Origin of the sequence: Kitasatospora sp. NPDC090308, assembly GCF_044769485.1 — a bacterium.
Lineage (GTDB): Bacteria > Actinomycetota > Actinomycetes > Streptomycetales > Streptomycetaceae > Kitasatospora > Kitasatospora fiedleri.
This window is the reverse complement of sequence record NZ_JBIVXY010000005.1, coordinates 515,999-541,467: the sequence shown is the minus strand read 5'-3', so window position 1 is coordinate 541,467 and position 25,469 is coordinate 515,999. Positions and strand designations below refer to the sequence as shown.

The following is a 25,469-nucleotide window of genomic DNA, read 5'->3' as shown; positions in this document are numbered from 1 at the left end:
GGTGACGCCGGGTCAGGCGCAGAGCTCGGAGGCCGTCACCGCGTGCAGGCCCTGCCCGGCGAGGCCGTCCAGGATGGCCGGCAGCGCCGTCACCGTGCCCGGGTGGTCCATGTGCAGGGCGACCACCGAGCCGGCCGCCGCCGCCCGCAGCACCCGGCGGGTCACGGTCTCCGCGCCCGGGTCCGCGTAGTCGCGCGGGTCGACGTCGAAGGACAGCACGTGCGGGTAGCCGACCCGCTGGGCCTGCTCCTTCACCATCGCGTTCGCGTACTGCGCCGCGGACGGCCGGAACCAGCGGCCGATCGACCCGGTCAGCCGCTCCAGCCGCTGCGCGCACTGGGCTATCTCCTCGTGCGCCTGCTCGGCGCTCAGCGCGCAGATGTCCAGGTGGTTCTGGGTGTGGTTGCCCAGCTCGTGCCCGCCGGACAGGATGCGCTCGGCGATCCGCGGCTGCTCGTCCAGCCAGCTGCCCACCGCCAGCACGGTCAGCCGGGCGCCGCGCTGCTCGGCGGTGGTCAGCAGCGCGGTGGCGATCGCCGGGTCGCCCTGCCCGTGGAAGGTCAGCGCCAGCTGCGGCCTGGTGCGCGGGCCGGTCACCACCTCCTGCGGGGTGTCCGCGGCCAGCGGGGGCAGCGCGAACGGGGTGGCGCTCGGGGACGGCGAGGGCGACGGCGACGGGGACCCGCTCGGGCCCGCGGCCGGCGACTCGGTCAGGTGCGCGGGCTGCGGACGGGCCGCCACCGAGGGGCCGTCCGGGCCGTGCACGTCGGAGGGGCCGCCGCACGCGGCGACCAGGCCGCCGGCGGCGCTCAGCGCGGCCAGGCGGGAAGCGGAACGCAGAACACTGCGGCGGTCGACTGTCATCGCGGCCCAGCTAAGCCGAGGTTCCGCGGGGGCGGCAAACGGCAGCCGCCCGGACGAGTGGCCGCCCGGCCGGAAGGTGACGGGGCGTGAGCGGCCCGGCCCGGGCACCGGGCTGCGGCGGGATCGGCCGGGCGGGGCGGGGTGGGTCAGGTCGCCGCGCCGAACAGCAGGGCGCCGGTCACCAGGGCGGCGCCCAGCAGCTGGAGCGGGGCCGGGACGGTGGCGGTGAGGACCGCGCCGGAGAGGGTCGCCGTGAGCGGGATCAGCCCGCCGAACAGGCCCGCCCGGTCGGCCGGCAGCACCGTCAGCGCCGAGTACCAGAGCAGGAACGCCCCGCAGGTCAGCACCGGGCCCAGGTAGAGCAGCGCGAGCAGCTCGCCGCCGGTGGGCACCCGCAGCGCGGACGGCGAGAGCGCCGCCGCCGCGGCGAACAGCGGCACCGCGAGCAGGGTGGTGTACGCGGAGACCCGGACCGGGCCGAGCCGCGGCAGCAGCGGGACGGCCAGCAGCGAGAACGACGCCTCGCACAGCAGCGTCCCGGCCGCGTACAGCAGGCCGAGCGCGTCGCCGTGGCCGAAGCCCTGGGTGAGCGCCGCGCCGCACACCACCAGGGCCGCCGCCGCGAGCAGCCGGACGGCCGGGCGGCGCCGGGACAGCAGCGGGCCGGCCACGCCGAGCAGCAGCGGGGTGCAGCCGACCACGCTGCCGACCACCGCCGGGTCGGTGTGCCGCAGGGCGGCGACCAGCAGCAGGTTGAACCCGAACAGGCCGGTGCCGGACAGGGCCAGCAGCAGGGCGAGTTCACGGAGCGTCAGCCGGTGGGCGAGCCGCGGCCGGCGGCGGGCCAGCGGCAGCAGGATCGCGGCCGCCAGGGTGTAGCGCAGGGCCTGGCCGCCGGCCAGCGGGTAGGCGGAGAACGCGGCGCTCACCCCGGTGGAGGCGCCCAGCAGGGTCATCGCGCCGGCCGCGCGCAGCGAGCCGGGCGGCCGGGCGGGAGCGGTGACGGCGGTGGTGGTGGTGCCGGCGGTGGTGGTGTCGGGCATGGCTGCCACGCTAGGAGTGCGGTGGTCCGGTTCCCAGGGCCACTCGGGGGGCCCGATGGAGGACCAATCCGGAGTGCGGGCCGCCAGGCCCGGTCCGGCCGGTCTTGCCGGGCGCGCGACGCCGGATCATCCCGGCTGGAAGCACCGGCGAAACACCCGAGTACACCCAGTACGAGGGCGTTGCGCCGGCACTCCCAGCCGGGCGCCCGACGCCGCGCGCTGATCCGACAAGACCGGCCGGACAGGGCCTAGCCTGGGGGCTCGTCCGGGCCCGGGGCGGGCCTCGGCCGGTCCGCCGGTCGGCCGACCGGCCGGTCTGGTGCGGCGGAGGGGCGGTCGGGGTGCGGGAGTTGCTGATCAGCTGGGAGCCGGGCGGCGGGGACCTGACCGGGCGGCTGACCCGGGCGCTGCGGGCGGCGGTGCGGGAGGGGCGGCTGGCGGGCGGGGCGCGGCTGCCGGCCAGCCGGGCGCTGGCGGCGGAGCTGGGCGTCTCGCGCGGGGTGGTGGTCGAGGCGTACGAGCGGCTCGCCGCCGAGGGCTACCTGGTGGGGCGGCGGGGATCGGGCACCCGGGTCGCGCCGGGGGTGGCGGTGGAGCGGGCCGGGGCGGCGGTGCGGGCGCCGGCGGCCGAGCCGCGCTACGACCTGAAGCCGGGCTCGCCCGACCTCGGGGCGTTCCCCCGGACGGCCTGGGCGGGGGCGGTGCGGCGGGCCCTCCAGGGGGCGGCCAACCGGGACCTCGGGTACGGGGACCCGGCCGGACTGCCTGGGCTGCGGCGGGAGTTGGCCGCGTACCTGGGCCGGGTGCGGGCGGTGGCGGCGGGGCCGGAGCAGGTCGCGGTGGTCAGCGGGGTCGGGCAGGGGCTGGCGCTGCTGGTGCCGGTGCTGGCCGGGCACGGGCTGCGGCGGATCGCGGTGGAGGACCCCGGCTCGCCCGGCACGCTGGCCCTGCTGCGCGCCCACGGGGTCGAGCCGGTCGGCGTCCCCGTCGACCAGGAGGGCCTGGTGGTAAGGGAGTTGGCGGCCGGCGGGGCGGACGCGGTGCTGGTCACCCCGGCCCACCAGTACCCGACCGGGGTCGCGCTGTCGGCCCGGCGCCGGACCGAACTCGCCCGCTGGGCCCGGGCGGGCGGGCTGGTGCTGGAGGACGACTACGACGCCGAGTTCCGCTACGACCGCGAACCGCTGGGCGCCGTCCAGGGGTTGGCGCCGGAGCGGACGGTCTACCTGGGCTCGCTCAGCAAGACCCTGGCGCCCGGCCTGCGGCTGGGCTGGGCGGTGCTGCCCGGCTGGCTGGCCGAGGACTTCCGGCAGGCCAAGCGGTACGCCGACCTCGGCACCGGGGCGATCGACCAACTCGCCTTCGCCGCGCTGCTGGAGAGCGGCGGCTACGACCGCCACCTGCGCACCGTCCGCCCCCGCTACCGGGCCCGGCGCGACGCCCTGGTGGACGCGCTGCGCGCGCACCTGCCGCGGGCCGGACTGCGCGGCGTCGCCGCCGGGCTGCACCTGTACGCCGACCTGCCGCCGGGTGCGGACGAGGCGGCGCTGGCCGCGGCGGCGCTGCGCCGCGGGGTGCGGGTCGCGGCCGTCGGGCCCGGGCGGCTCGCCCCCGGCGGGCCGGCCCTCGCGCTCGGCTACGCGGTCCTGCCCGAGCAGCGGCTGCGCGAGGCGGCGGAGCTGCTCGGACAGGCCCATCGGGAGGTGAGCTGACGGATCGTCAGATCAAGCGGGGAGAGAAGCCGGTGACGGGCCGTCAGAAAATGTGGACCAGTCGGTCGGTGGCGATCACCGTCACGACCACCACCAGGGAGAGCACCGCGCTCAGGTTGATCGTCTGGACCAGCCCGCGCTGCTCCCGCGGCGCGTAGCCGAGGCCGGCCCCGGCGGCCAGGCCGGTGAGCAGGCCGCCCAGGTGGCCCTGCCAGGACGAGAAGCCCGCCGACAGCACCATCCACACCACGAAGGTCACCAGCAACTGGCTGCCGCCGAGCGGGTCGTAGCCCTGGCGGCGGCTGAGCACCCAGTAGCCGCCGGCCAGGCCGAAGACCGCGCCGGACGCGCCCAGGGTCAGGGTGTGCGGCGCGAACAGGTACTCCAGCGCGGCGCTGCCCAGCGCGGACAGCAAGTAGAGCGCGAGGAAGCGCAGCACGCCGAGGCGCTCCTCGACCACCCGGCCCAGCGTCCACAGCCAGTACATGTTGAACACGATGTGCAGCACGCCCATCGGCCACGCGGTCGGCTCCAGGTGCAGGAACGCGTGGGTGATCAGCCGGTACCACTCGCCGTGCGCCACGCCCGACAGGTGCGGCACGTACGTGGCCGGGTCGGTGCCCGCGGGCGGCGCCAGCACGCCGGAGCCGAGCATCGCGAACCGGTCGACCGTCTCCGGCCGGACCAGCTCCACCAGGTACGCGGCCACGTTCAGCGCGATCAGCACGAGCGTCGCGTACGGGCGGGTGGTGATCCGCCCGCCGAACGCCGTCCGGGCCCGGCGGACGCCCTGGTGGCCGGACTTGACGCACTCCACGCACTGGTAGCCGACCGCGGCCTCGCGCCGGCAGTCCGGGCAGACGTGCCGGTCGCAGCGGGTGCAGCGGACGTACGACTCCCGTCCGGCGTGCCGGAAGCAGGTCGGTGACGCCGCCTCGGGAGCGTCGGCTCCCGGGGCGGGGTGTGCGGTGTCCATGGCGTGGCCTCCCCTGGCCGGTGGTGCTCGGCCGCGGGGCGTCCACGGCGATGTCCCACGGCGAAACGGCGCTCACCCTAGAGCACGGCGCGGACGGCGCGTCCGGCAGGGGAGGGCCGGGGCGGCGGGGGCCGGGCTCAGCGGCGGACGGTGCTCAGCACGACGAACTTCGGACTGCCCGCCACGGTGCGGCAGTTGCCGAACAGGCGGCGCAGCGTGACGTGGTAGCCCAGGTGGCGGTTGCCGACCACGCGCAGTTCGCCGCCCGGGCGCAGGACGCGGCGGGCGCCGGTGAACATCCGGCGGGCGACGGCGTCGGTGGTGGCCTGGTGGGAGTGGAACGGCGGGTTCAGCAGGACCAGGTCGGCGGAGGCGTCCGGGAGGTCGGCGAGGGCGTCGGCGACCAGGAAGTCGGCGCGGCGCTCCGGGCCGAGGTTGGTGCGGAAGGTCTCCTCGGCGGAGGCCACGGCCTGGAACGACTCGTCGACGAAGAGGAGTTCGGCGTCCGGGTCGGCGAGGGCGGCGGCGGTGCCCAGGACGCCGTTGCCGCAGCCCAGGTCGACGACCCGGCGCGGGGCGCCGGCCGGGGCGGGCAGGTGCTGGAGGAGGAACCGGGTGCCGATGTCGAGGCGGTCGGCGCAGAACACGCCCGACTGGTTGGCGACCTGGCGCCCCGAGAGCACGCCGATGCCGCCCGGCAGCCGGTAGCGCAGCGGCCACGGGTTGGCGGGGCGGGCGAGGGCGGGGTCCGGGGTGGTGCGGATCAGACGGGCCTTGCGGACGGCGAGCGAGGTGCGGGTCGGGCCGAGGATCCGCTCGAACAGGGTCAGGGTGGAGGTGTGGATCTCAGTGACCATGCCGGTGCCCAGCACCGGGGTGTCCGGGTGCACGGCCGGGGCGAGGCGGTGCAGCTGGTCCTCCAGCAGCGCGAGGCTCTTCGGGACGCGCACCAGCAGCAGGTCGATCCGCTCCGGCGGGGCGTCCTGGGTGCTGCGGACCTCGACGGCGGCCGGGTCGAGGCCGTTGCGGGCCAGGTTCGCGGCGACCGCCCGGGAGGCGAGGTGGGAGTCCGTGACGGCGGTGACGGCGGCACCCTTCGCGGCCAGCGCGGTGCAGAGCGCGCCCCAGCGGTCGCCGAGCACGGTGACGGCCCCGTCCAGCGGCACCGCCCGCTCGTCCAGGTCGCGCAGCAGGTACTCGTCGGCGGCGTCCCAGGCGCGCAGCTGCTCGCGCGGGTCCTCGGGGAAGCGGGCCAGCTCGAACTCGCCCCAGGCGGTGGTGAAACAGTTCATCGTGCCCCCAGGCTAGCGGAGGGCGAGCAGGTCACCGGCCGGTGACGGAGAGTGGGGCGGACGTGCGGCAGCGGCGGGAACGGGTGGTCGGGGCGGTCCTCGGCTCGGCGGTCGGGGACGCGCTCGGCGCGCCCTTCGAGTTCGGGCCGGCCGGGATGTTCGGGGCGCGCTTCCCCGGCGCGGCCACCATGTGCGGCGGCGGCGGGTGGGACGCGGGCGAGGCCACCGACGACACCCAGCTGGCCGTCCACCTGGGCGAGTCGCTGCTGGCGGCCGGGGGACTCGACCTGCCCGACATGTTCGAACGGTTCCGGGGGTGGGCGGCGGGCGGCCCCAAGGACATCGGCATCCAGACCGAGATCGTGCTCGGCGGCGGCCTGCCCTGGGACCTCGCCGCCGCCGTCCACTTCCAGACCGAGGGGCGGGCCGCCGGGAACGGCGCGCTGATGCGGGCCGTCACCGGGGCGGTGTGGTTCGCCCCGCAGGGGCGGGCGGCGACGATGGCCGCGGCCCGCCGGATCACCGCCCTCACCCACGGGGACGGCGCGGCCTGGGAGGGCACCGCGATCCTGCACGAACTGCTGCGGGTCGCCCTGGACGGCGGCGATCCGCTGGCGGCCGTGCCGCGGACGCTCGCGGCGGTGCGGGCCGAGCACCGGGAGCGCTGGGCGCGGGTCCTCGCGCCGGACTGGCGGCCGGAGCTGGCCACCGAGAGCAACGGGGCGGTGTGGGCCTGCCTGGGTTCGGCGCTCTGGGCGCTGCGGGTGACCGGCGGCTTCCCGGACGCGCTGCGGGCGGTGATCGACCTCGGCGGCGACACCGACACCACGGCGGCCGTCACCGGCGGGCTGGCGGGGGCGGTGTACGGGGCGGACGCGATCCCGGACGCCTGGCTGGGGCCGCTGCACGTGCCGCTGCCCCCGACCGGGCGGGTGCTGCGGGCGGGGGAGCTGGCGGCGCTGGCGGTGGCCCTGGACGCGGGCGGCCGGGGGGAGGTCGCGGGCGGGCGGGTCAGGGGGTGGTGAGGACCAGGCTCGCGTTGTGGCCGCCGAAGCCGAAGGCGTTGGTGAGGGCGGCGGTGTGCGGGAGCGGGCCGGGGGTGGTGAGCAGCCGCAGGGGCAGGCCCGGGTCGGGGGTGGTGAGGTTGCGGACGGCGGGGGCGTACTGGTGGTGCAGGGCGTAGGCGGTGGCGAGGGCGGCGAGGGCCCCGGCGGCGCCGAACAGGTGGCCGGTCATGGACTTGGTGGCGGTGACGGCGGGGCGGTGCGGGCCGAAGACCCGGCCGAGCGTCTCGGCCTCGGTGAGGTCGCCCTTGGGGGTGGAGGTGGCGTGGGCGTGCACCAGGCCGACGGCCTCGGGCGGCAGGCCGGCGTCGGCGAGGGCGCGGCGGACGGCGCGGGTCTGGCCGTCGGGGTGGCCGGCGGTGATGTGGTGGGCGTCGGAGGTGACGGCGGCCCCGGCGAGGACGGCGTAGCGGCGGGCGTCCGGGCGCAGGGTGGCGCGTTCGAGGACGAGCACCGCGGCGCCCTCGGCGATGACGAAGCCGTCGCGGCCGGTGTCGAAGGGGCGGGAGGCGCGTTCGGGGTCGTCGTTGCGCAGGGAGTGGGCGCGGGCCTGGGCGAAGCCGGCCAGCGGGAGGGGGTGCAGGCAGGCTTCGGTGCCGCCGGCGACGACGACGTCGGCGCGGCCGAGGCGGATCAGGTCGAGCCCGAGGGCGACGGCCTCCGCGCCGGAGGCGCACGCGCTGACGGGGGTGTGGGCGCCGGCCCGGGCGCCCAGGTCGATGGAGACCCAGGCGGCGGGGCCGTTGGCCATCAGCATGGGGACGGTGTGCGGGGAGACCTTGCGGACGCCTGAGCGTTCGAGGACGTCGTCCTGGTCGAGCATGGTGACCGCGCCGCCGGTGCCGGTGCCGATGACCACGGCGAGCCGCTCGCCGTCGACGGCGGGGCGTCCGGCGTCGGCCCACGCCTCGCGGGCGGCGATCAGGGCGAGCTGCTCGCTGCGGTCCAGGCGGCGGGCCTCGATCCGGTCGAGGACCGCGGCGGGCTCGACGGCCAGTTGCCCGGCGATCCGGATCGGCAGGTCGGCGGCCCAGGGGCGGTCGAGGGCGCGGATGCCGTTGCGCCCCTCGCACATGGCCTGCCAGGTGGCCGGGGCGGTTCCGCCGAGCGGGGTGGTGGCCCCGAGGCCGGAGACCACGACGGTGTCGTGTGCGGTGCGCATGGCGATACTCCCGTTGTGATGGCAGCACAATGATCGGGTTCTCCGGCGGTCGGCCGGGTGATCCGATGCCGCCTACTCTGCCAAGGGAGATGCGGAAGTTCGGCTGCCGGGCGCGACCGAGTCGCATGCGGTGAGTTTGTAGGGTCGTGACAAGCGGTGCTGACGGAATGTCACGGCAGCAGGGTGCGGGCCCGGGTCAGCAGGGCGGTGAGGGCCAGGTCGAAGGCGGCGTCGGTGCGCCCCGGGCCGGCGGCCCGCAGGGCCTCGGCGAGGCGGGGGGTGTCGGCGTTCGGGTCCCAGACCGTCTCGGGGGCGGCCAGGTCGAGCACGGAGCCGAGCACCACGTTCTCCACGGCGGTCAGCAGCGGCATCACGACGGGCGGCGGGAAGCCGCTGTCGACCAGCAGGACGACGGCGCGCTCGTACTGGTCGAGCACCTCGGGGGCGGCCACCTGGCTGGTGGTCAGCAGCAGGACGGTGCGCGGGTGGGCGGCGAACGCGGCGCGGTAGGAGCGGGCCCACGCCTCCAGCGCGGCGTCCCACGGCCGCAGGTCGAGGGTGGAGAGGTCGATCGCGGCGGAGACCTGCACGCGCAGCAGTTCGACGATCCCGGCCCGGCCGTCCACGTGGTGGTAGACGGAGGCGGTCTGCACGCCGAGCCGGCGGGCGATCTGCGGGACGCTGAAATCGCCGCTCTCGTCGACCAGGGCGAGGGCCGTCGCGCCGATCCGCTCGCGGTCGAGCAGGGCCTTGCTGGGCCGTCCCACCGGTGCCGCCCCTCCGTCGCCTGGTCCTCGCGCACTGCCGTGACCTCGGATTCCGGGTCTTCCCAGAGGGTAGTGCGCGGGGCTAGGGTGCGTAAACCATCAACCTTTAGGTTTATGGTCGTCCGCAGTCGGGACCACCAGCCGGACTCCCCACCCGGCCGCCAGAAGGGCTCCCCATGACCGAAACCCCCCACGCCGTTCCGGGCGCCGCCACCGCCCCGGGCACCGCCACCACCCCCGGTGACGCGCCCACGCTGCGCCGCGGCAGCCTCGGCACCGCCGACATCGCCTTCTTCGTGGTCTCCGCCGCCGCCCCGCTCACCGTGATGGCCGGCGTCGCCCCGCTCGCCCTGCTGATCGGCGGCACCGGCGCCCCGACCGGCTACCTCGCCGCGGGCGTCACGCTGGCCGTCTTCGCGGTCGGCTTCACCACCATGAGCCGGCACGTCCGCAACGCCGGCGGCTTCTACGCGTACATCACCCGGGGCCTCGGCCGCCCCGCCGGCTTCGGCGCCGCGCTGCTCGCCCTGCTCGGCTACCTCGGCATGAACATCGGCGTGTTCGGCCTGCTCGGCTCCGCCACCCGGGACACCGTCCAGGCGCTCACCGGGCACCGCGTCCCCTGGCTGCTGCCCGCCCTGATCGGCCTGGCCGTGATCTGGTACGGCGGTTTCCGCTCCATCGACTTCGGCGCCCGGCTGCTCGGCGTCCTGCTGCTCGCCGAGACCGGCATCCTGGTGCTGCTCGCCGCCGCCGTGCTGCTCAAGGGCGGCGCGCACGGGCTGAGCCTGCACTCCTTCGCGCCCGGCCACGTGCTCACCGGCGGCATGCCCGGCGTCCTGGCGATGGCCTTCGCCGCGTTCACCGGCTTCGAGTCCACCGTCATCTACCGCCGCGAGGCCCGCGACCCCGACCGCACCGTCCCGCGCGCCACCTACCTGGCCGTCGCCTTCCTCGGCCTGTTCTACGCCTTCGTGGTGTGGACCGTCATCCAGGCGTACGGCGACACCGAGGTGGTCGCCGCCGCCGCCCAGGACCCGGGCGGCCTGTTCTTCACCGCCATCGACCGGTACGTCGGGGCCTGGGCCGCCGACCTGATGCACGTGCTGATCGTCACCAGCATCCTGGCCTCGCTGCTGGCCTTCCACAACGCCACCAGCCGCTACGGCCTCGCCCTCGCCGAGGAGGGCCTGCTGCCCCGCGCGCTCGGCCGGATCCACCCCCGGCACCGCTCCCCGTACGTCTCCGGGCTCGCCCAGAGCCTGCTCGGCCTGGTCGTGGTGGCGGTGTTCGCCGCCGCCGGGGCCGACCCGTACACCCAGCTGCTGCTGTGGGTGAACACCCCCGGCATGCTCGCCCTGGTCGCGCTGCAACTGCTCGCCGCCGTCGCCGTGCCCTGCTGGTTCCGCCGCCGCCCCGGCCACGGCGAGGGCGCGCTGCGCACCGTCGTCGCGCCCGCCGTCGCCGCCGTGCTGCTGACCGGCGCGCTCTGGCTGGTGGTCGACCACATCGGGCTGCTGACCGGCGCGTCCGACACCGTCAACCGCGTCCTGATCCTGATCGTCCCCGCCGTCTTCGCCGCGGGCGTCCTGTACGCGCTGCGCACCCGGGCCCGCCGGCCCGGGGTGTACGCCGCGTTCGCCGCCGAACCGGCCGGGGACGCGCCGTCGCCCGCCGACTCCCCGGCGCGCGGCGCGGCCTGACCCACACTCGGCTGTCGAGACCCCCTCACCGGTTCTCGCCGACCTCTCGCCGCCCCCTCGCCGACCCCTCGTTCCAGGAGCTCACCGTGTCGCCCGACACCATCGTCCTCGCCCGCACCGTCCACACCCTCGACGACGGCCACCGCGCCGCCGACCCCGCCGCCCCGGTGGGCGCCGTCGCCGTCCGGGACGGTCTGATCGCCGCCGTCGGCACCGCCGCCGACGCCCGCGACTGGCGCGGCCCCGGCACCGAGGTCATCGACCTCGGCGACGCCGTCCTCGTCCCCGGGCTGGTCGACGGCCACAGCCACCCCGCGTTCGGGCTCGAACTCGCCACCGGCGCCGACCTGTCCGCCGTCCGCGACCTGGACGGCCTGCGCGCCGCACTGGCCCGGGCCGAACGCCTGGACGGCTGGGTGCTGGCCTGGAACCTCGACCACAACGCCTTCGGCGGCCACCCCGTCCACCGCTCCGTGATCGAGGACGTGCTCGGCCCCGACACCCCCGCCTTCGTCCGGCTCTACGACGGCCACTCCGCCCTCGCCACCGGCGCCGCCCTGCGCGCCGCCGGCATCACCGGAGCGCGCGCCTTCGCCCAGCGCGCCACCGTGGTCTGCGACCCCGACGGCACCCCCACCGGCCACCTGATCGAGCACGCCGCGATGGACCTGGTCACCGCCGTCCTGCCCCGCCTCCCGCTGGACCGGCGGCGCGACGCCCTCCACGACCTGCTGCTGACGATGGCCGCCGGCGGCCTCGCCGGGGCGCACGTGATGGACGCCGGCGGCGACATCCTGGAACTCGTCCGCGCCATCGAGGACACCCGCCACCTGCCGCTGCGGCTGCGCATCGCCCCCTGGTGCATGCCCGGCACCGGCGCCGAGGGACTGCGCGAACTCGCCTCCCTCCAGGGCGAGTCCGGACGCAACTGGCTGGTCGGCGGCGTCAAACTCTTCGTGGACGGCACGGTGGAGGGCGGCTCGGCCTGGCTGGAGCGCCCCGACTGCCACGGCGAGGGCACCGCCGGGCTGTGGCTCGACCCCGCCGAATACACCGACGTGGTGCGGCAGTTGGACGCGTACGGGGTGCGCACCGCGACGCACGCGATCGGCGACGCGGGCGTGCGGCACGTCCTGGACACCGTCGCCGCGCTGCCCGGGCACGGCCGCGGCCGGCACCGGATCGAGCACATCGAGACACTCGGCGACGAACAGGCCCGCCGCTTCGCCCGGTTGGGCGTCCCCGCCTCCATGCAGCCCACCCACTCCGCGTACACCCGGGCCGACCACACCGACGCCTGGTCCACCCGCCTCGGCCCCGAACGCGCCGACCGCGCCTGGATCTGCCGCACCTTGCGCGACACCGGCGCCACCCTCGCCCTCGGCTCCGACTGGCCGATCGCCCACCACGACCCGCGCGGCGTCCTCGCCTACGCCAGGCTGCGCCGCCACGCCGGCACCGACACCGCGCCCGTCAACCCCGGCCAGGCCCTCACCCCGCTGATGGCCCTGGAGGGCTACACCACCCACGCGGCCCGCGCCGCCGGCGAACCCGACCACACCGGCCGCATCGCCCCCGGCCTGCGCGCCGACCTCACCGCCTTCGCCCTCGACCCGCTCACCGCCGACCCGGACGCCTTCGCCCGCTCGGCGGTACCGCTCACCATGTCGAACGGCGTGGTGACCAACCGGGGCGGGGCGTAGCCGAGTTCGAGCGATCTGCGGTCCGGCGGTGCGCTGGTCCGGTGGCGCCCCGGCCCGGGTCAGGGCGGGGACCCGAGGTAGGCGTGCAGGGCGGCCGCGCCGGTGAGGAGGGCGCGGCCGCGGGTGGTGAGGCGGTCCTGCCAGGCGGTCAGGGTGGGGCGGACGGCTTCCGGGGAGCCCGCCGTGCGCAGGCGGTGCAGGAGGTCGGCGGTGCGGGCCAGGCTGTGGCCGCCGCGGCGGAGTTGTTCGGCGAGGAGCAGTTCGCGGACCTGCGCGGGCGGGTAGACGCGGTAGCCGGTGCGGGCGTCCCGGGACGGGGTGACCAGGCCCGCGCGCTCCCAGGCGCGGAGGGTGGCCGGGCGCAGGCCGAGGCGGTGGGCGAGCGGTCCGATGCGGGTCGCGGCGGCGGGCGGCTGGCCGGGAGCGTCGGGTTCGGGCGGCAGGTGGTCGAGGGCGGTGCGGACGGCGTCCAGGGTGCGGCGGTCCTCGGCGAGCAGGGCGTGGCTGCCGTCGATCAGGCGCAGCGCCTCGGGCAGGTCGCCCGCGTTGGCGGCGCGCATGATCGCGGTGGCGGTCGGGTGGCCGTGCCCCGGGAGCAGGGCGAGGAAGGCGCGCAGCGCCGCCGCGTGGCGTTCGCCGTAGCGCCGGTACCCGTGCGCGGAGCGGTCGGCGGGCGGCAGGACGCCCGCCTCCTCGTAGTTGCGCACCGCCTGGGTGGACAGGCCGTGCTCGCGGGCGAGATCGATCGGGCGCAGCGGCATGGTGGTTGAGGGTTTTCTGCTCGATTCCCGGGCTGAGAGCGGAAAAGTCTACACCGTGGCTTCAACGATACGGTGGAAGTCATGACTGTCTCGCTCGGGGACGCCGCCCGCCCCTTCTCCGCCGCTTCCCTCGCCGCCCTCGTCCCCGCCGGCACCCGGCTGCTCGCCCTCGGCGAACCCACCCACGGCGCCGAGGAGTTCCTCGACCTGCGCAACGAACTCTTCCGCCACCTGGCCACCGACCACGGCTACCGCTCGATCGCGGTCGAGAGCGACTGCCTGGCCGCCCGCGCCGTCGACGCGTACGTCGGCGGCGCGGCGGGCGAGTGGGACACCGTGGTGCGGGAGGGGTTCGGCCACGGGTTCGGGGAGTTCGCCGGGAACCGCGAACTCGTGCGCTGGATGCGGGAGTTCAACGAAGGGGCGGAGGAGGGTGAACGGCTGAGGTTCTACGGGGCGGACGGCCCGCTGGAGATCACCGGGGCCGCCGCGCCCGGCCCTTCGCTCCTCCGGCTGCACGACTTCCTGGCCGCGCGACTGCCCGGCGAACTCCTGTCCGACCGCGCGGAGTTGCAGCGCCGCTGCGGGCCGGACGACCGCTGGACCGAACCCGCCGCCGCGCTCGACCCGACCCGCTCGGTGGGCCGCACCGAGGACGCCGTCCGACTGCGCCTGCTCGCCGACGAGTTGAACGTCCTGCTGGCCGCGCACCGCCCGCAGTTCGACGATGACGAGGACGCGCGCTGGCAGGCCGAACTCGACGCCCGCACCGCGACCGGCCTGCTCCGCTACCACGCCGCGACCGCCGGGGGCGGGCCCGACCGGCTCAACTCCCTGATGCGGCAACGCGGCCTGATGATCGCCGACAACCTCGAGGCGATCCTCCGCCGCGAGGCCCGCCGCGGACCGACCCTCGCCTTCGCCCACAACCGGCACCTCCAGCGCGAGGCCGCCCGCATCCCGCTCGGCGACCACCCACTCCGCTGGTGGAGCGCCGGATCACTCCTCGAATCCCGCCTCGGCGACGGCTACGCCTTCCTCGCCACCACCTTCGGCCACCGCGCCCCCGACGACCACCCCGCCCCCGACACCCTCGAAGGCCGCCTCGCCACCCTCCCGGCCCCGCGCACCGTCCTCGACCCGACCCTCCTCACGGCGGCCCTGCGCGAGTCGGGACCGGTGAAGGCCCGAGTCCCGGCCGACCACACCTACTTCGGGCTGGACCCGGAGACGCTGGGCCTGGTCGACGGAGTGGTCTTCGTCCGGGCCATCGCACGCCAGCAGGGGCCGTTCGGCGGCGGCTGAGGAAGGGCGGGCGGCGCGTCCCGGGGCGGCCCGGAAACCCGTGGCGAGTGCGGGACGGCCGGGAGAGGATGCCGGGATGCGTCATGTGTGGAGTGGGCTGGCCGGGAATCCCTCGCTGCCGGCGGGGGCGGTGGACCGGCTGGTGGAGCTGGCGGAGCCGGATCTCTCGCTGGACCTGGCCGAGCGGGCGGACCTGACCGAACGGCAGGTCGAGGTGCTGGCGGAGCGCGGCGCGGCGGTGGCCGGGCACCTGGTGGAGACCGGGTACCTGGTGGCGGAGCGAGTCGACCCGGAGCGGCGGCCGTTCGCCGCGCTGGCGTTGCTGCGGGCCGGGAAGGGCCTGGGCGGGTGGGCGGTGCTGCTGGCCGAACGGCGGGAACTGTGGCCCGAGTTGGCGTCCTGCCCCGGACTGCCGGCCGAGGTGGGAAGCCGACTGCTCGCCGAGGGGGACCGGGACGTCCTGGTCGAACTCGCCGAGGCGCACCCCGACCCCGGCGTCCTCGCCGCGCTCGCCGCGCACCCCGCGCCGTACGTCCGGCAGGCCGTCGGGTGGAACGCGTCCACACCGCCCGCCGTCCTCGCCGATCTGCTGAACGATCGTCCACCGCTGGAGAGTTGTGAGGTCTGCACCCGCCACCCCGCGCCGTGGACGCACCCGCGCGACTGCCCCGACCCGGACTACCGACTGCCCGGCGGGGCCGCCTGCGACGGCAGCCACCAGTACGCCCGGCACGCGATCGCGCAGGCCGCGCTCGCCCACCCGGCCGCGCCCGTCGCCGACGCCCTCCGCCACCTGCGCGACCCGTCCCCGTTGCTGCGCGCCCGGCTCGCCGCCCGCACCGACCTCGGCCCCGCCGCGTACGAGCTGCTCGCCGCCGACCTCGTGCCGCAGGTGCTCGAACCGCTCGCCGAGAACCCGGCGATCGGCGAGTGGTTGATCCGCCGACTGGCCGACCACCCGCACGAGTCGGTGCGCCGGGCCGTCGTCGCCAACCCCGCCGTACCGCTGGACCTCCTCGACCGGCCCCGCTCCGATGCCGCTCTCAAGTCCTGGACGGTGCCGCCGCCCCGGATCGCCGCCGCCGACCACACCGAGACCGAACGGCTCGCCGCCGCCACCGACCCCGAACCGCGCCGCCTGCTCGCGCTGCGCCGCGACCTGCCCCCGCACGTCCGCGACCGCCTCGCCGACGACCCGGTGGCGAAGGTCGCCAACGCCGTCGCCCCCCACCCCGGCCTGAGCGCACGGCAGTTGACCGCCATGCACCGCCGCCACGGCCGCGCCGTCGGCCCCGGCATCGCCGCCAACCCGGACACCCCGACCGCCCTGCTGCGCACCCTCGTCACCGGCGACCACAACGCGGCCACCCTGCGCGCCATCGCCCGCCACCCCGCCGCCGACGGCCCGACCCTCACCGCGTGCCTGCGCGACCGGCGGGCCCGCGACCGGGCCGCCACCCACCCCGCCCTCCCGCTCGACCGCGTCCGCGCCCTGCTCACCGACCCCGCAACCGCCCACCACGCCGCCGCCAACCCGGCTCTCCCGGTCACGGACCTGCTGCGCCTGATGCCCCCGGAGTAACGGACCGGCCGCAGCCGCGCGGGCACCCGGACGCGGGTGGGCGGATCACCCGGTCACCGCCGTGCGGAGACCAGGTGGAGCGGGGCGCCGGTCTCGGCGGCGCGCACCCCCCGGCGGCCGGGCGGGGGGACGACGGGGGCCTGGTCCGGGAGTCCGCCGCCGACCGGGTGGGGGACGCCCAGGTCGGTGCCCGCTGTGGCGGAGTCCATCAGGACGGCCGGGCCGTCGGTCTCCCAGGTGCCGCAGTCCTCCGTGCCGTCGAGGAGCAGCGCGACCGGGGTGCAGCCGCCCCAGGCTGCCAGGGCGGAGCGTGGGACGACGATCAGCGGGCCGCCCGTCGACGGCACCCAGGTGGGTTCCAAGGCGGCCGTCCTGCCCGTACGCGCCGACCCGGGCCGGCCCTCGAGGGGGAGGGGCGGCCCGGGTGGGGGTGGGGGCGGGGTCAGCGGGGGGTGTCCTCGCGGCTTTCGATCAGGACGGCGGGCTCCAGCGGGGAGGCGATCTCCTGCGGGCGGCTGCGGGAGGCCCAGTCGCGGATGCCGAGCACCACCATGACGAAGAAGATCGCGTAGACGATACCGGAGAAGTACAGCTCCGAGTGGACCGCCAGCGGCACGCCGACCAGGTCGACCGCCAGCCAGACGAACCAGAACTCCACGTAGCGGCGGGCCTGGCTGTACATCGCGATGATCGAGCCGACGAAGATCCACGCGTCCGCCATCACCATCCACAGCGGCGCGCCCGGGTAGAACGAGGCGTCCTGCCAGTTGAGCACCGCGCCGAACGCGAGCGTGCCGAGCACCATCGCGGCGGCCAGCACCGCGCGCTCGGTCCAGTTCGCCCAGCGGACGTTGATGGTGCCCTCCTGCGCGCGGCTGCGCTTCCAGGTCGCCCAGCCCCAGGACGCCGAGACGATGATCACGACCTGCCGGGCGGCGTTGCCGCCGAGGTGCACGTTCAGGCTGGCGATCAGCAGGAACACCGAGCCGAGGATCTGCACCGGCCAGGCCACCAGCGACCGGCGCAGGGCCAGCCAGACGGTGGCGAGCGCCAGGATGTTGCCCAGGAAGTCGGACCAGTAGACGGGGAGGCCGAAGAAGCCGAACTGCTCGTTCAGCCAGTGGAACGCGCTCATGACTCACACCTTTGTTCGTTCGGAGCGAGGTGGTGGGGGGGAGGGGGTGCGTGCCGGAAGGGGGTGGGGACGGTCGGCCCCGCCGGGAAGCGGGGGAGCGGCGGGGCCGACCGGGTTCAGGGGGTGGCGGTGCGGGGACCCGCGGTGGGGGCGGGTGCGGTGGCGAGCAGGGCCGCCGAGCGGCGGACGTCCTCGTGGGCGGCGCGCAGCAGGTCCTCGACGGTGGCGAACCTCTCGGTGTCGCGCAGCCGGGCGACGAACCACAGCTCGACCCGTTCGCCGTACAGGTCGAGGCCGTCCGGGGCGTCGTGGCAGTGCACCTCGACGTGGACCTCGGACGAGTCGCCGAAGGTCGGGTTGGTGCCGATGCTGATCGTCGCCCGGTGCACGTCCCCGGTCGACGGGCGGGTCAGCCAGCCGCTGTAGATCGCGGGCGGCGGGACGACCGCGCCGGGCGCGGGGGAGAGGTTCGCGGTGGGGAGGCCCAGGCCCCGCCCCCGGCCGGCGCCGTGGACGACGGTGCCGGACAGGGGTGCCGGCCGCCGCTCAGGCATGCGGGGTGAGCTCGCGGAACTGGCTGGTGTGGAAGACCAACGGCTCCACGCCCGGGAACAGTTCGGCGCTCAGCAGTTCCAGCAGGACGATCTCGTGGTCCCCGCCGTCGTACGCCGGGCCGACCCGGGCGGTCAGCCACAGCGCGGCGTCGTGGATCAGCACCGCGCCGTCGGCCGTCGCCTGCCAGGGCGTGCCGTCGAACCGGTCGCCCGCCCGGGAGGCGAGCCTGCGGCACAGCGCGCCCTGGCCGCGGCTGAGCACGCTCAGGCCGAGCACCGGGGCCCCGGCCAGCCGGGGCCAGGTGGTGGAGGTGCGGGCCACGCTGATCGCCACCATCGGCGGCTCCAGCGAGATCGACACGAAGGAGCTGGCCGCGAACCCGACCGGCCCGCCGCCGCGCAGCGCACCGACCGCGACCACGCCGGTCGGGTACGCCCCGAACGCCCGCCGCAGCGCGCCCGCGTCCAACTCGGAAGAAATGCTGGGGTTTCGGTCGGTGGTGGCCATGACCGTCGCCGTCCTCTCGTCATGCCTGGTGCGTCGTGCCCGTGCGGCCTGAAGCGGTGCGGGGGAGGGGAAAGGAGGAGGGGGAGGAGGGGGAGGAGGGGAAGCGGGTCAGTGGCGGTGCCGCGCGGCCGGGTGACTGGCGGGCAGCGCCCGGTCGCCGGAGCCGGTCAGGCGCTCGCGCAGCGACTCGCCGTCCGCGTACTCGCCGCGGAACGCGCCGCGCTCGCGCAGGATCGGCAGCACCGACTCGACGAACTCGACCGTGGAGGCCGGCTGGACGGTCGGCGAGAGCAGGAAGCCGTCCAGGTCGGCGCCCTCCGCCAGGGCGCAGAGCTCGTCGGCGATCTCCTCGGCGGTGCCGACCACCGGGCGGGCGCCCACGCCGTGGGTGTGCCAGTCGGCGAGCACGTCGCCGACCGTCTTCCCCGCGAACCGGGCGACCTGGGTCTGCGACATCTCGGTGGACAGCTCGGTCATCGGGGTGTCCGGCGCGTACGAGGACAGGTCCAGGCCGGTGAACATCGCGTACGAGGCGACGGTGACCTCCGGGCGCTGGGCGTCCAGCACGCGCTGCCAGCGGCGCTCGGCGTCCGAGGTGGTCGCGCCGACCACGCAGGAGAACGCCGACATCACCTTGACCCCGTCGGCCCCGCGCCCGGCCCGCACGGCCTCCGCGCGGATCGCCTCGGTGTGGTCGGCCAACTGCTCGACGCTGCCGCTGCCGACGAACATGCACTCGCCGTGCCGCCCGCCGACCCGGCGGCCCGCCGGGGACGCGCCGGCCTGGAACAGCACCGGGGTGCCCTGCGGGGAGCGGGCGGTGTTGCCGTAGCCGTGCGAGCGGAAGTACGGGCCCTCGTGCGCGACCTGGTGCACCTTCGCCGGGTCGGCGAACCGGCCGGCCTTGTCCTTCTCCAGGGCGTCCGGCTCCCAGGCGCCCTCCCAGTACTTGTAGACCAGGTCGAGGAAGTCCTCGGCCATCGCGTACCGGTCGTCGTGCGCGACCATGTCCATCCCGAACGCCTTCACGGCGGTGTCGGCGGTGCCGGTGGTCACCACGTTCCAGCCCAGTCGGCCGCCGGAGAGCTGGTCCAGGGTGGCCAGCCGGCGGGCGAACGCGTACGGCGGCTCGACCAGCACCGAGCCGGTCACCACCAGGCCCAGGTCGGTGGTGGAGGCCAGCAGCGCCGAGGCGATCACGAACGGGTCCAGCCGCGGCAGGTCGAGCGTCTCCTCGGTGGCGATCGGCGGGCGCACCCCGCCGATCTCCGACCAGCCCCAGGCGTCGGCCAGGAACAGGAAGTCCAGCTTGGCGTCCTCGCACAGCCGCGCGACCTCGCGCCAGTAGCCGAGGGTGTCGAACAGGTGGCGGCGGCTGTCGGGGTGCCGCCAGGTGGCGGTGCCGCTGGCGTTGGTCTGGGCGTTCTCGAACAGGCCGAGCTTGAGGCTGCGCATGGGTGTTCTCCGTTGAACAGGCGGTGCGGGGGAAGCGGTACGGCGGGGTGGTCGGGACGCCTGGACGTCGGGACGTCGCGGGCGGTTCGGGACGCGGGGACGTCACGGGCGGTTCAGGACGCGGCGGGCCCGGGGGAGTCGAGCTGCGCCGCGCGGGGCATCGAGGACTGGGCGCCGAGCCCGGTGACGGCCAGCGAGGCCGCCCGGACGGCGCGGGCCGCGGCGGTGGGCAGGTCGGCGCCGCGGGCGAGCGCGTCGGCGAGGGCGCCGCAGAAGGTGTCGCCGGCGCCGACGGTGTCGACGGCGTCCACCACCGGGGCGGGCAGGTGGACGCTGCCGGGGTGGCCCGGCCGCTTGATCAGCGCCCCGTCCGCGCCGAGCGTGACCACCACCGCCCCGCAGGGCAGCACGGCGCGCTCCAGCAGCTCGCGCGCGGCGGGCAGTCCGGAGACGGGCTCGGCGCCGAGCAGGGCGGCCAGCTCGCCCAGGTTGGGGACCAGGACGTCGACGGCGGCCAGCACCTCGGGGGCGACCGGACGGGCCGGGGCCGGGTTGAGCACGACCGTGCCGCCCTGCTCGCGGGCCCGCAGCACGGCGGCGGCCACCACCTCGGCGGCCACCTCGTGCTGGACCAGGAGCACCTCGCCGGGCGTGCGGGCCAGCCACTGCGGCAGGTCCTCGACCGAGAGCACGGCGTTCGCGCCCGGGTTGACCACGATGGTGTTCTCGCCCGCGCGGTCGACCACCACCGAGGCGATCCCGGTGCCGGCGTCCGGCGCGGTGAGCACCGCGTCGAGGTCCACGCCCTCGGCGGCCAGCACCCGCCGGATCGGCGCCGCGTCCGCCCCGACCCGGGCCACCAGGCGCACCTGCGAGCCGAGCCGGGCCGCTGCGACGGCCTGGTTGGCGCCCTTGCCGCCGACGCCCTCGACGAAGCCCCGCGCGAGCACGGTCTCGCCGGGCCGCGGCAGGTCCTCGACGGTCAGGACGAGGTCGCGGTTGACCGAACCGACGACGGTGATGGACGGCATCTGGACTCCTCGGGAGATCGATCTCCCACACTCTGGACCAGCGCTCACGGGCCGTCAAGTACCCTCGTGCTGCGCATTGCGCCGACTCGGGTCCACCGGGGCGCCACCCGCCGTTCCGAGGTCCGGCGGGCACCGTTCCGGGACCGGCGCCGCCGCCGAAGACCGCTCCGACAGCTCAGCCGCTCCGACAGCTCCGACCGTTCAGCCGTTCAACCGCTCCGACCGCTCCGACCGCTCCGACCGCTCCGACCGGGGAGGACCCCCACGTGACAGCGCCCCGACTCCTCGACGTGGCCGCCGCCGCCGGCGTCTCCCGCGCCACCGCCTCGCGCGTCCTGGCCGGCACCCCGCGCAACGTCGACCCCGACCTCGCCCGCCGCGTCGAGGAGGCCGCCCGGCGGCTCGGCTACCGCACCAACCACTCCGCGCGGGCGCTGCGCACCGGCACCACCGGCACCGTCGGCGTGGTCGTCCCCTCGCTCGCCAACCCGTACTTCGTCCAGCTCGCCGACGCCATCGCCCAGCAGGTCCGGGCGGCCGGCGGGCAGCTGGTGGTCTCCGACGCGGCGAACTCGCCGGCCATCGAGGCCGAGCAGATCGAGACCCTGCTGAGCGGACGGGTGGACGGACTGCTGGTCGTCCCGGTCTCCGCCGCCGCCTCCGGGGCCGCCGTCCGGGCCGCCGCCGGGCGCGCTCCGGTGGTCCTGTTCGACCGCTGGGCGCACGACTCCGGCACCGTCGCCGTCACGCTCGACAACGCCGCCGCGATGCGCCTGCTCCTCGACCACCTCGACGCCCTCGGACGCCGCCGGATCGCCCTGGTCGCCGCCGACCAGGCGTCCTCCTCCGGCGCGGAACGGCTCGCCGCCTTCACCGCCGCCCGCGGCGCCGACGCCACCACCGTCCTGCTGCCCAGCTTCACCACCGACGCCGGCCGCACCGCCGGGCGCCGCGTCGCCGAACGCCGCGCCGAGATCGACGCCGTCGTCTGCGGCGCGGACGTCCTCGCCGTCGGCCTGGTCAGCACCCTCCAGCGCTCGGCGGTCTCCGTCCCCGGCGAGATCGCCGTCACCGGCTTCGACGACACCGAACTGCTCGAACTCCTCGACCCCCCGATCACCTCCATCCGTCACCCGCTCGCCGACATGGCCGAACGCGCCCTCACCCTCCTCCAGGGGCCGGCGGCCGACCGTGCCGAGAACGTCGAGCGCTTCCCCCCGCAACTCGTCGTCCGCGCCTCCACCGACGCGGACACGCACGGCTGACCGATCGTCAAATCACTTACTGCGGAGGGAAGTTCGCTCCTCCTCCCGCCCCGCCCGCACGCGACCGACCGGGCCGGGTGTCAGCTCTCCCGGGCCTTCGCCCGGTTGACGTGGGCCTGGATCCGGAGCCAGCCGGGGTCGGCGGGGGAGGCGTCGGTGACCGTCTCCAGGCTGTCGGCGTCCCAGGTGCCGCGGCCGTCGGTGAGGACGAGGTGGGGCTCCGGCGCGCCGTCCGCCGGGATCTCCTCGGTGCCCGCGAGGAAGGCCGCGAGGCTTCCGTCCGGGGCGGCGCCGGTCGGCGCGGGGCCCGCCGAGAGGAGGGCGAGTCCGCCGTCGGCCCGGGCGGCCAGCAGTTCGCCGGCCGCGGTGGCGGCCGGCGCGGTGACGGCCGCACCGCCCGGGCCGGGGTGCTCGACGGCCGTCCGGGCCTCCGCGTCCAGCTCGATCAGGGTGCCGCCGGGGGTGCCGATCCACAGCGCGCCGGGGCGGGGGCCGAAGGCGAGGGCGTGGCGGTGCCACTGCTCGTCCGTGCCGAGCACCGCGTGCAGGGCCCTGCGCAGCGAGGGGAAGGCGAAGACGTCCAGCGAGTCGACGTAGGCGTTGCCCCGGAGGGCGACGTGCCGTCCGTCGGCGCTGAACAGCGGGGCGCCGTAGCCGTCGGCGTCGAGGACCAGGGCGCGCCGCACCGGTCGCATCGCGGCGGGCCCGCCGCCGGGGCCGTCGCCGGAGCGGGCGAACAGGCAGAGGGTGCCGCCCTGCTCGCTGACCAGGGTGGCGACGAGCCCGCCGGAGGGGTGGACGCCGACACCGGTGTCCCACCAGTGGGCGGAGCGGGTGGCGGGGGCGCCGGTGGAGGGGTCGAGGACGTCCGAGGTCTCCGCGCCGCCGCCGGAGGGTGCGGCCCACAGGCTGCGGCCGTCGGGGCTGAACGCCAGGTGCCGGTAGCCGGTGCGGGCGGGCAGCGGGGCGGCCGGGCCGTCGGGCGTCCAGCGCCGCAGCGCGCCGCCGTCGCCGACCACCAGCAGCGGCTCGTGCGGGTGCCAGGCGACCGGGGGCGGGACGGGGCCGCCCCGGGGGGTGGTGACGGCCGCGACCTGGAACGACGCGAGGGTGCGCAGCCGCCCGCCCGAGCAGTCCCATACCCGGATCGACCGGCCGTCGGCGCCGGTCCCGGCGGCCGGCGGGAGGCGGGGGTGGCAGGTCAGCCGCTGCACCGGGAGGTCGTCTTCGTCCAACAGGCGTGCCACGACGGCGAGATCGGTCATGGGCGCACCCCAGGGGGCGGGTGCGACAGGGTTCGGGCCCGCCGCATCCTTGCATGATTTTGCTGGGTTGCGTATATTCATGCCGGGCTTCAGGAGGGAATGCCATGGTATTGCGAGTAGCCGTAGCCGGAGCGAGCGGGTACGCGGGCGGTGAGGTGCTGCGACTGCTGCAGGCGCACCCGGAGGTGGAGATCGGGGCGCTGACCGGCGGTTCCAATGCGGGCCGGCGGCTCGGCGCGCTGCAGCCGCACCTGATCGGCCTGGCCGACCGGGTGCTGGAGCCGACCGACGTCCAGACGCTGGGCGGGCACGACATCGTGTTCCTCGGCCTGCCGCACGGGCAGTCCGCGGAGATCGCCGCCCAGCTCGGCGAGGACGTCCTGGTGGTCGACCTGGGCGCCGACCACCGGTTGAAGTCGGCGGCCGACTGGGAGCAGTTCTACGGCTCCCCGCACGCCGGGACGTGGCCGTACGGCCTGCCCGAGCTGCCCGGCCACCGCGAGGCGCTGCGCGGCAGCCGGCGGATCGCCGTGCCGGGCTGCTACCCGACCGCCGTCACGCTGGCGATGTACCCGATGTTCGCCGCGGGCCTGGCCGAGCCGGAGGCGGTGATCACCGCCGCGTCCGGCACCTCCGGCGCGGGCAAGGCCGCCAAGACGCACCTGCTGGGCAGTGAGGTGATGGGCTCGATGAGCCCGTACGGCGTCGGCGGCGGCCACCGGCACACCCCGGAGATGGCGCAGAACCTGGCCCCGCTCGCGGGCGAGCCGGTCACCGTCTCCTTCACGCCCACCCTGGCGCCGATGCCGCGCGGCATCCTCGCCACCTGCTCGGCCAAGGCCAGGCCCGGCACCACCGGCGCCGAGCTGCGCGCCGCGTACGAGAAGGCGTACGGCGACGAGCCGTTCGTCCACCTGCTGCCCGAGGGCCAGTGGCCGCACACCTCGTCCGTGTACGGGTCGAACGCGGCGGTGCTGCAGGTGGTGCTGGACGAGCACGCCGGGCGGATCATCGCGATCAGCGCGATCGACAACCTGGTGAAGGGCACCGCGGGCGGCGCGGTGCAGAGCATGAACATCGCCCTCGGCCTCCCCGAGGAGCTCGGCCTCCCGCTGAACGGAGTCGCACCGTGACCACCCAGAGCCAGCCCGGCGGCAACACCGGCGTCACCGCGGCCAAGGGCTTCCGCGCGGCGGGCGTCACCGCGGGCATCAAGGCGTCCGGCACCCCGGACCTCGCGCTGGTCGTCAACGACGGCCCGCGGCACACCGCCGCCGGCGTGTTCACCTCCAACCGGGTGCACGCCGCCCCGGTCAAGTGGTCGCGCCAGGTGCTGAACGACGGCGAGCTGGCGGCCGTGGTCCTCAACTCCGGCGGCGCCAACGCCTGCACCGGCCCCGAGGGCTTCCAGGACACCCACGCCACCGCCGAGAAGGTCGCCGCCGAACTCGGGATCGGCGCGATCGAGGTCGCGGTCTGCTCGACCGGCCTGATCGGCGTCCGGCTGCCGATGGACAAGCTGCTGCCCGGCGTCGAACTCGCCGTCGCCGCCCTGTCGGAGACCGGCGGCGAGAGCGCCGCGATCGCCATCAAGACCACCGACACCGTGCACAAGACCGCCCAGGTCACCGCCCCGGCCGGCTGGACGGTCGGCGGCATGGCCAAGGGCGCGGGCATGCTCGCCCCCGGCCTGGCCACCATGCTGGTCGTGCTCACCACCGACGCCGAGGTCGACTCCGCCGCACTGGACGCCGCGCTGCGCGACGCCACCCGCACCACCTTCGACCGGGTCGACTCCGACGGCTGCATGTCCACCAACGACACCGTGCTGCTGCTCGCCTCCGGCGCCTGCGCGGTCGCCCCCGAGCAGGCCGAGTTCGCCGAGGCCGTGCGCACCGTCTGCGCCGACCTGGCCCGCCAGCTGATCGGCGACGCCGAGGGCGCCTCCAAGGACATCCGGATCGACGTGGTCAACGCCGCCACCGAGGAGGAGGCCGTCGACGTCGCCCGCACCGTCTCCCGCAGCAACCTGCTCAAGTGCGCCATCCACGGCGAGGACCCCAACTGGGGCCGGGTGCTGTCCGCGATCGGCACCACCTCCGCCGCCTTCGACCCCGACCGGCTGGACGTCGCCATCAACGGCGTCTGGGTCTGCCGGGACGGCGGCGTCGGCGAGGACCGCGACCTGGTCTCGATGAAGGACCGCGAGGTCGTCATCACCGCCGACCTCAAGGCCGGTCGGGCCTCGGCCAGCATCTGGACCAACGACCTGACCGCCGAGTACGTGCACGAGAACAGCGCCTACTCCAGCTGACCCACGGG

At 76.3% G+C, this 25,469-nt stretch carries 23 protein-coding genes; 9 read left to right on the top strand and 14 right to left on the bottom strand.

Features of this window, described 5'->3' with window-relative positions; all coding sequences use genetic code 11:
* Nucleotides 1-12 precede the first annotated feature (12 nt).
* Nucleotides 13-864: a polysaccharide deacetylase family protein gene (locus ACIQVD_RS15680; protein WP_111556468.1), complete on the bottom strand. Its 852-nt coding sequence runs from the start codon at nt 862-864 to the stop codon at nt 13-15.
* Nucleotides 865-1,010: 146 nt separating this feature from the next.
* Entirely contained in the window at nt 1,011-1,907 is an 897-nt protein-coding gene (locus tag ACIQVD_RS15675) for a DMT family transporter (protein ID WP_402289450.1), read from the bottom strand.
* Between the two features lie 341 nt (nt 1,908-2,248).
* Between ACIQVD_RS15675 and ACIQVD_RS15670 the strand changes: the two genes are divergently transcribed.
* Nucleotides 2,249-3,619: a PLP-dependent aminotransferase family protein gene (locus tag ACIQVD_RS15670; protein ID WP_402289447.1), complete on the top strand. Its 1,371-nt coding sequence runs from the start codon at nt 2,249-2,251 to the stop codon at nt 3,617-3,619.
* Nucleotides 3,620-3,662: 43 nt separating this feature from the next.
* Here ACIQVD_RS15670 and ACIQVD_RS15665 read toward each other — a convergent pair whose 3' ends face one another.
* Entirely contained in the window at nt 3,663-4,595 is a 933-nt protein-coding gene (locus ACIQVD_RS15665; protein WP_402289444.1) for a rhomboid family intramembrane serine protease, read from the bottom strand.
* Between the two features lie 137 nt (nt 4,596-4,732).
* Nucleotides 4,733-5,887 (bottom strand): methyltransferase, encoded by a 1,155-nt coding sequence (locus tag ACIQVD_RS15660; protein WP_402289441.1) that lies wholly within the window; start codon nt 5,885-5,887, stop codon nt 4,733-4,735.
* Nucleotides 5,888-5,928: 41 nt separating this feature from the next.
* Between ACIQVD_RS15660 and ACIQVD_RS15655 the strand changes: the two genes are divergently transcribed.
* The gene (locus tag ACIQVD_RS15655; protein ID WP_400689702.1) at nt 5,929-6,912 is read left to right on the top strand and encodes an ADP-ribosylglycohydrolase family protein; all 984 of its coding nucleotides are present in this window, start codon (nt 5,929-5,931) and stop codon (nt 6,910-6,912) included.
* On the opposite strand, the gene ACIQVD_RS15650 is transcribed toward ACIQVD_RS15655, so the two are convergent.
* A complete protein-coding gene (locus tag ACIQVD_RS15650; RefSeq protein ID WP_402289438.1) occupies nt 6,899-8,113 on the bottom strand; it encodes a beta-ketoacyl-[acyl-carrier-protein] synthase family protein in 1,215 nt (404 codons plus the stop codon). The two genes, ACIQVD_RS15655 and ACIQVD_RS15650, sit on opposite strands and share 14 nt — an antisense overlap.
* A gap of 170 nt (nt 8,114-8,283) precedes the next feature.
* Nucleotides 8,284-8,880 (bottom strand): TetR/AcrR family transcriptional regulator, encoded by a 597-nt coding sequence (locus ACIQVD_RS15645; protein WP_402289435.1) that lies wholly within the window; start codon nt 8,878-8,880, stop codon nt 8,284-8,286.
* Nucleotides 8,881-9,056: 176 nt separating this feature from the next.
* Here ACIQVD_RS15645 and ACIQVD_RS15640 point away from each other — a divergent pair, with 176 nt between their 5' ends.
* Nucleotides 9,057-10,583, top strand: coding sequence for an APC family permease (locus ACIQVD_RS15640; RefSeq protein ID WP_402289432.1), 1,527 nt, complete (start codon nt 9,057-9,059; stop codon nt 10,581-10,583).
* 86 nt (nt 10,584-10,669) lie between these two features.
* A complete protein-coding gene (locus tag ACIQVD_RS15635) occupies nt 10,670-12,286 on the top strand; it encodes an amidohydrolase (RefSeq protein ID WP_402289429.1) in 1,617 nt (538 codons plus the stop codon).
* 59 nt (nt 12,287-12,345) lie between these two features.
* Here ACIQVD_RS15635 and ACIQVD_RS15630 read toward each other — a convergent pair whose 3' ends face one another.
* Nucleotides 12,346-13,047: a MerR family transcriptional regulator gene (locus ACIQVD_RS15630; protein WP_402289426.1), complete on the bottom strand. Its 702-nt coding sequence runs from the start codon at nt 13,045-13,047 to the stop codon at nt 12,346-12,348.
* An 81-nt stretch (nt 13,048-13,128) separates the two neighbouring features.
* Between ACIQVD_RS15630 and ACIQVD_RS15625 the strand changes: the two genes are divergently transcribed.
* Together ACIQVD_RS15625 and ACIQVD_RS15620 are read left to right on the top strand one after the other, a co-directional pair.
* A complete protein-coding gene (locus ACIQVD_RS15625; RefSeq protein ID WP_402289423.1) occupies nt 13,129-14,352 on the top strand; it encodes an erythromycin esterase family protein in 1,224 nt (407 codons plus the stop codon).
* A gap of 76 nt (nt 14,353-14,428) precedes the next feature.
* On the top strand, nt 14,429-15,934 hold the full coding sequence (locus ACIQVD_RS15620) for a hypothetical protein (protein WP_402289420.1): 1,506 nt from the start codon (nt 14,429-14,431) through the stop codon (nt 15,932-15,934).
* 53 nt (nt 15,935-15,987) lie between these two features.
* Here the strand turns inward: ACIQVD_RS15620 and ACIQVD_RS15615 are convergent, their stop codons facing one another.
* The 6 genes from ACIQVD_RS15615 to ACIQVD_RS15590 form a co-directional block, all read right to left on the bottom strand.
* The gene (locus ACIQVD_RS15615; protein ID WP_402289417.1) at nt 15,988-16,296 is read right to left on the bottom strand and encodes an Imm21 family immunity protein; all 309 of its coding nucleotides are present in this window, start codon (nt 16,294-16,296) and stop codon (nt 15,988-15,990) included.
* Nucleotides 16,297-16,376: 80 nt separating this feature from the next.
* Nucleotides 16,377-17,069 (bottom strand): nicotinamide riboside transporter PnuC, encoded by a 693-nt coding sequence (locus ACIQVD_RS15610; RefSeq protein ID WP_400689683.1) that lies wholly within the window; start codon nt 17,067-17,069, stop codon nt 16,377-16,379.
* A gap of 116 nt (nt 17,070-17,185) precedes the next feature.
* A complete protein-coding gene (locus ACIQVD_RS15605) occupies nt 17,186-17,623 on the bottom strand; it encodes a riboflavin kinase (RefSeq protein WP_402289414.1) in 438 nt (145 codons plus the stop codon).
* The gene (locus tag ACIQVD_RS15600; protein WP_400689677.1) at nt 17,616-18,131 is read right to left on the bottom strand and encodes a flavin reductase family protein; all 516 of its coding nucleotides are present in this window, start codon (nt 18,129-18,131) and stop codon (nt 17,616-17,618) included. Before ACIQVD_RS15600 ends, ACIQVD_RS15605 begins: the two co-directional genes overlap by 8 nt.
* Before the next feature lie 108 nt (nt 18,132-18,239).
* On the bottom strand, nt 18,240-19,586 hold the full coding sequence (locus ACIQVD_RS15595; RefSeq protein ID WP_402289411.1) for an NtaA/DmoA family FMN-dependent monooxygenase: 1,347 nt from the start codon (nt 19,584-19,586) through the stop codon (nt 18,240-18,242).
* A gap of 113 nt (nt 19,587-19,699) precedes the next feature.
* The gene (locus ACIQVD_RS15590) at nt 19,700-20,617 is read right to left on the bottom strand and encodes a ribokinase (RefSeq protein WP_402289408.1); all 918 of its coding nucleotides are present in this window, start codon (nt 20,615-20,617) and stop codon (nt 19,700-19,702) included.
* 266 nt (nt 20,618-20,883) lie between these two features.
* Between ACIQVD_RS15590 and ACIQVD_RS15585 the strand changes: the two genes are divergently transcribed.
* Nucleotides 20,884-21,882, top strand: a complete 999-nt coding sequence (locus ACIQVD_RS15585) for a LacI family DNA-binding transcriptional regulator (RefSeq protein ID WP_402289405.1) — start codon at nt 20,884-20,886, stop codon at nt 21,880-21,882.
* Between the two features lie 80 nt (nt 21,883-21,962).
* Here the strand turns inward: ACIQVD_RS15585 and ACIQVD_RS15580 are convergent, their stop codons facing one another.
* Nucleotides 21,963-23,147, bottom strand: coding sequence for a hypothetical protein (locus ACIQVD_RS15580; RefSeq protein ID WP_402289402.1), 1,185 nt, complete (start codon nt 23,145-23,147; stop codon nt 21,963-21,965).
* Between the two features lie 104 nt (nt 23,148-23,251).
* Between ACIQVD_RS15580 and argC the strand changes: the two genes are divergently transcribed.
* Nucleotides 23,252-24,280, top strand: coding sequence for an N-acetyl-gamma-glutamyl-phosphate reductase (argC, locus tag ACIQVD_RS15575; protein WP_400689662.1), 1,029 nt, complete (start codon nt 23,252-23,254; stop codon nt 24,278-24,280).
* A complete protein-coding gene (gene argJ, locus ACIQVD_RS15570) occupies nt 24,277-25,461 on the top strand; it encodes a bifunctional glutamate N-acetyltransferase/amino-acid acetyltransferase ArgJ (protein WP_400689659.1) in 1,185 nt (394 codons plus the stop codon). Before argC ends, argJ begins: the two co-directional genes overlap by 4 nt.
* Nucleotides 25,462-25,469: the final 8 nt, after the last annotated feature.

What these genes read in the sequence shown, in the direction of transcription:
- ACIQVD_RS15630 (WP_402289426.1), bottom strand. Translation starts at nt 13,047, where the DNA reads ATGCCGCTGCGCCCGATCGATCTCGCCCGCGAGCACGGCCTGTCCACC.
- ACIQVD_RS15660 (WP_402289441.1), bottom strand. Translation starts at nt 5,887, where the DNA reads ATGAACTGTTTCACCACCGCCTGGGGCGAGTTCGAGCTGGCCCGCTTC.
- ACIQVD_RS15640 (WP_402289432.1), top strand. Translation starts at nt 9,057, where the DNA reads ATGACCGAAACCCCCCACGCCGTTCCGGGCGCCGCCACCGCCCCGGGC.
- ACIQVD_RS15650 (WP_402289438.1), bottom strand. Translation starts at nt 8,113, where the DNA reads ATGCGCACCGCACACGACACCGTCGTGGTCTCCGGCCTCGGGGCCACC.
- ACIQVD_RS15610 (WP_400689683.1), bottom strand. Translation starts at nt 17,069, where the DNA reads ATGAGCGCGTTCCACTGGCTGAACGAGCAGTTCGGCTTCTTCGGCCTC.
- ACIQVD_RS15680 (WP_111556468.1), bottom strand. Translation starts at nt 864, where the DNA reads ATGACAGTCGACCGCCGCAGTGTTCTGCGTTCCGCTTCCCGCCTGGCC.
- ACIQVD_RS15605 (WP_402289414.1), bottom strand. Translation starts at nt 17,623, where the DNA reads ATGCCTGAGCGGCGGCCGGCACCCCTGTCCGGCACCGTCGTCCACGGC.
- argC (WP_400689662.1), top strand. Translation starts at nt 23,252, where the DNA reads ATGGTATTGCGAGTAGCCGTAGCCGGAGCGAGCGGGTACGCGGGCGGT.
- ACIQVD_RS15580 (WP_402289402.1), bottom strand. Translation starts at nt 23,147, where the DNA reads ATGACCGATCTCGCCGTCGTGGCACGCCTGTTGGACGAAGACGACCTC.
- ACIQVD_RS15665 (WP_402289444.1), bottom strand. Translation starts at nt 4,595, where the DNA reads ATGGACACCGCACACCCCGCCCCGGGAGCCGACGCTCCCGAGGCGGCG.
- ACIQVD_RS15600 (WP_400689677.1), bottom strand. Translation starts at nt 18,131, where the DNA reads ATGGCCACCACCGACCGAAACCCCAGCATTTCTTCCGAGTTGGACGCG.
- ACIQVD_RS15620 (WP_402289420.1), top strand. Translation starts at nt 14,429, where the DNA reads ATGCGTCATGTGTGGAGTGGGCTGGCCGGGAATCCCTCGCTGCCGGCG.
- ACIQVD_RS15590 (WP_402289408.1), bottom strand. Translation starts at nt 20,617, where the DNA reads ATGCCGTCCATCACCGTCGTCGGTTCGGTCAACCGCGACCTCGTCCTG.
- ACIQVD_RS15675 (WP_402289450.1), bottom strand. Translation starts at nt 1,907, where the DNA reads ATGCCCGACACCACCACCGCCGGCACCACCACCACCGCCGTCACCGCT.
- ACIQVD_RS15625 (WP_402289423.1), top strand. Translation starts at nt 13,129, where the DNA reads ATGACTGTCTCGCTCGGGGACGCCGCCCGCCCCTTCTCCGCCGCTTCC.
- ACIQVD_RS15595 (WP_402289411.1), bottom strand. Translation starts at nt 19,586, where the DNA reads ATGCGCAGCCTCAAGCTCGGCCTGTTCGAGAACGCCCAGACCAACGCC.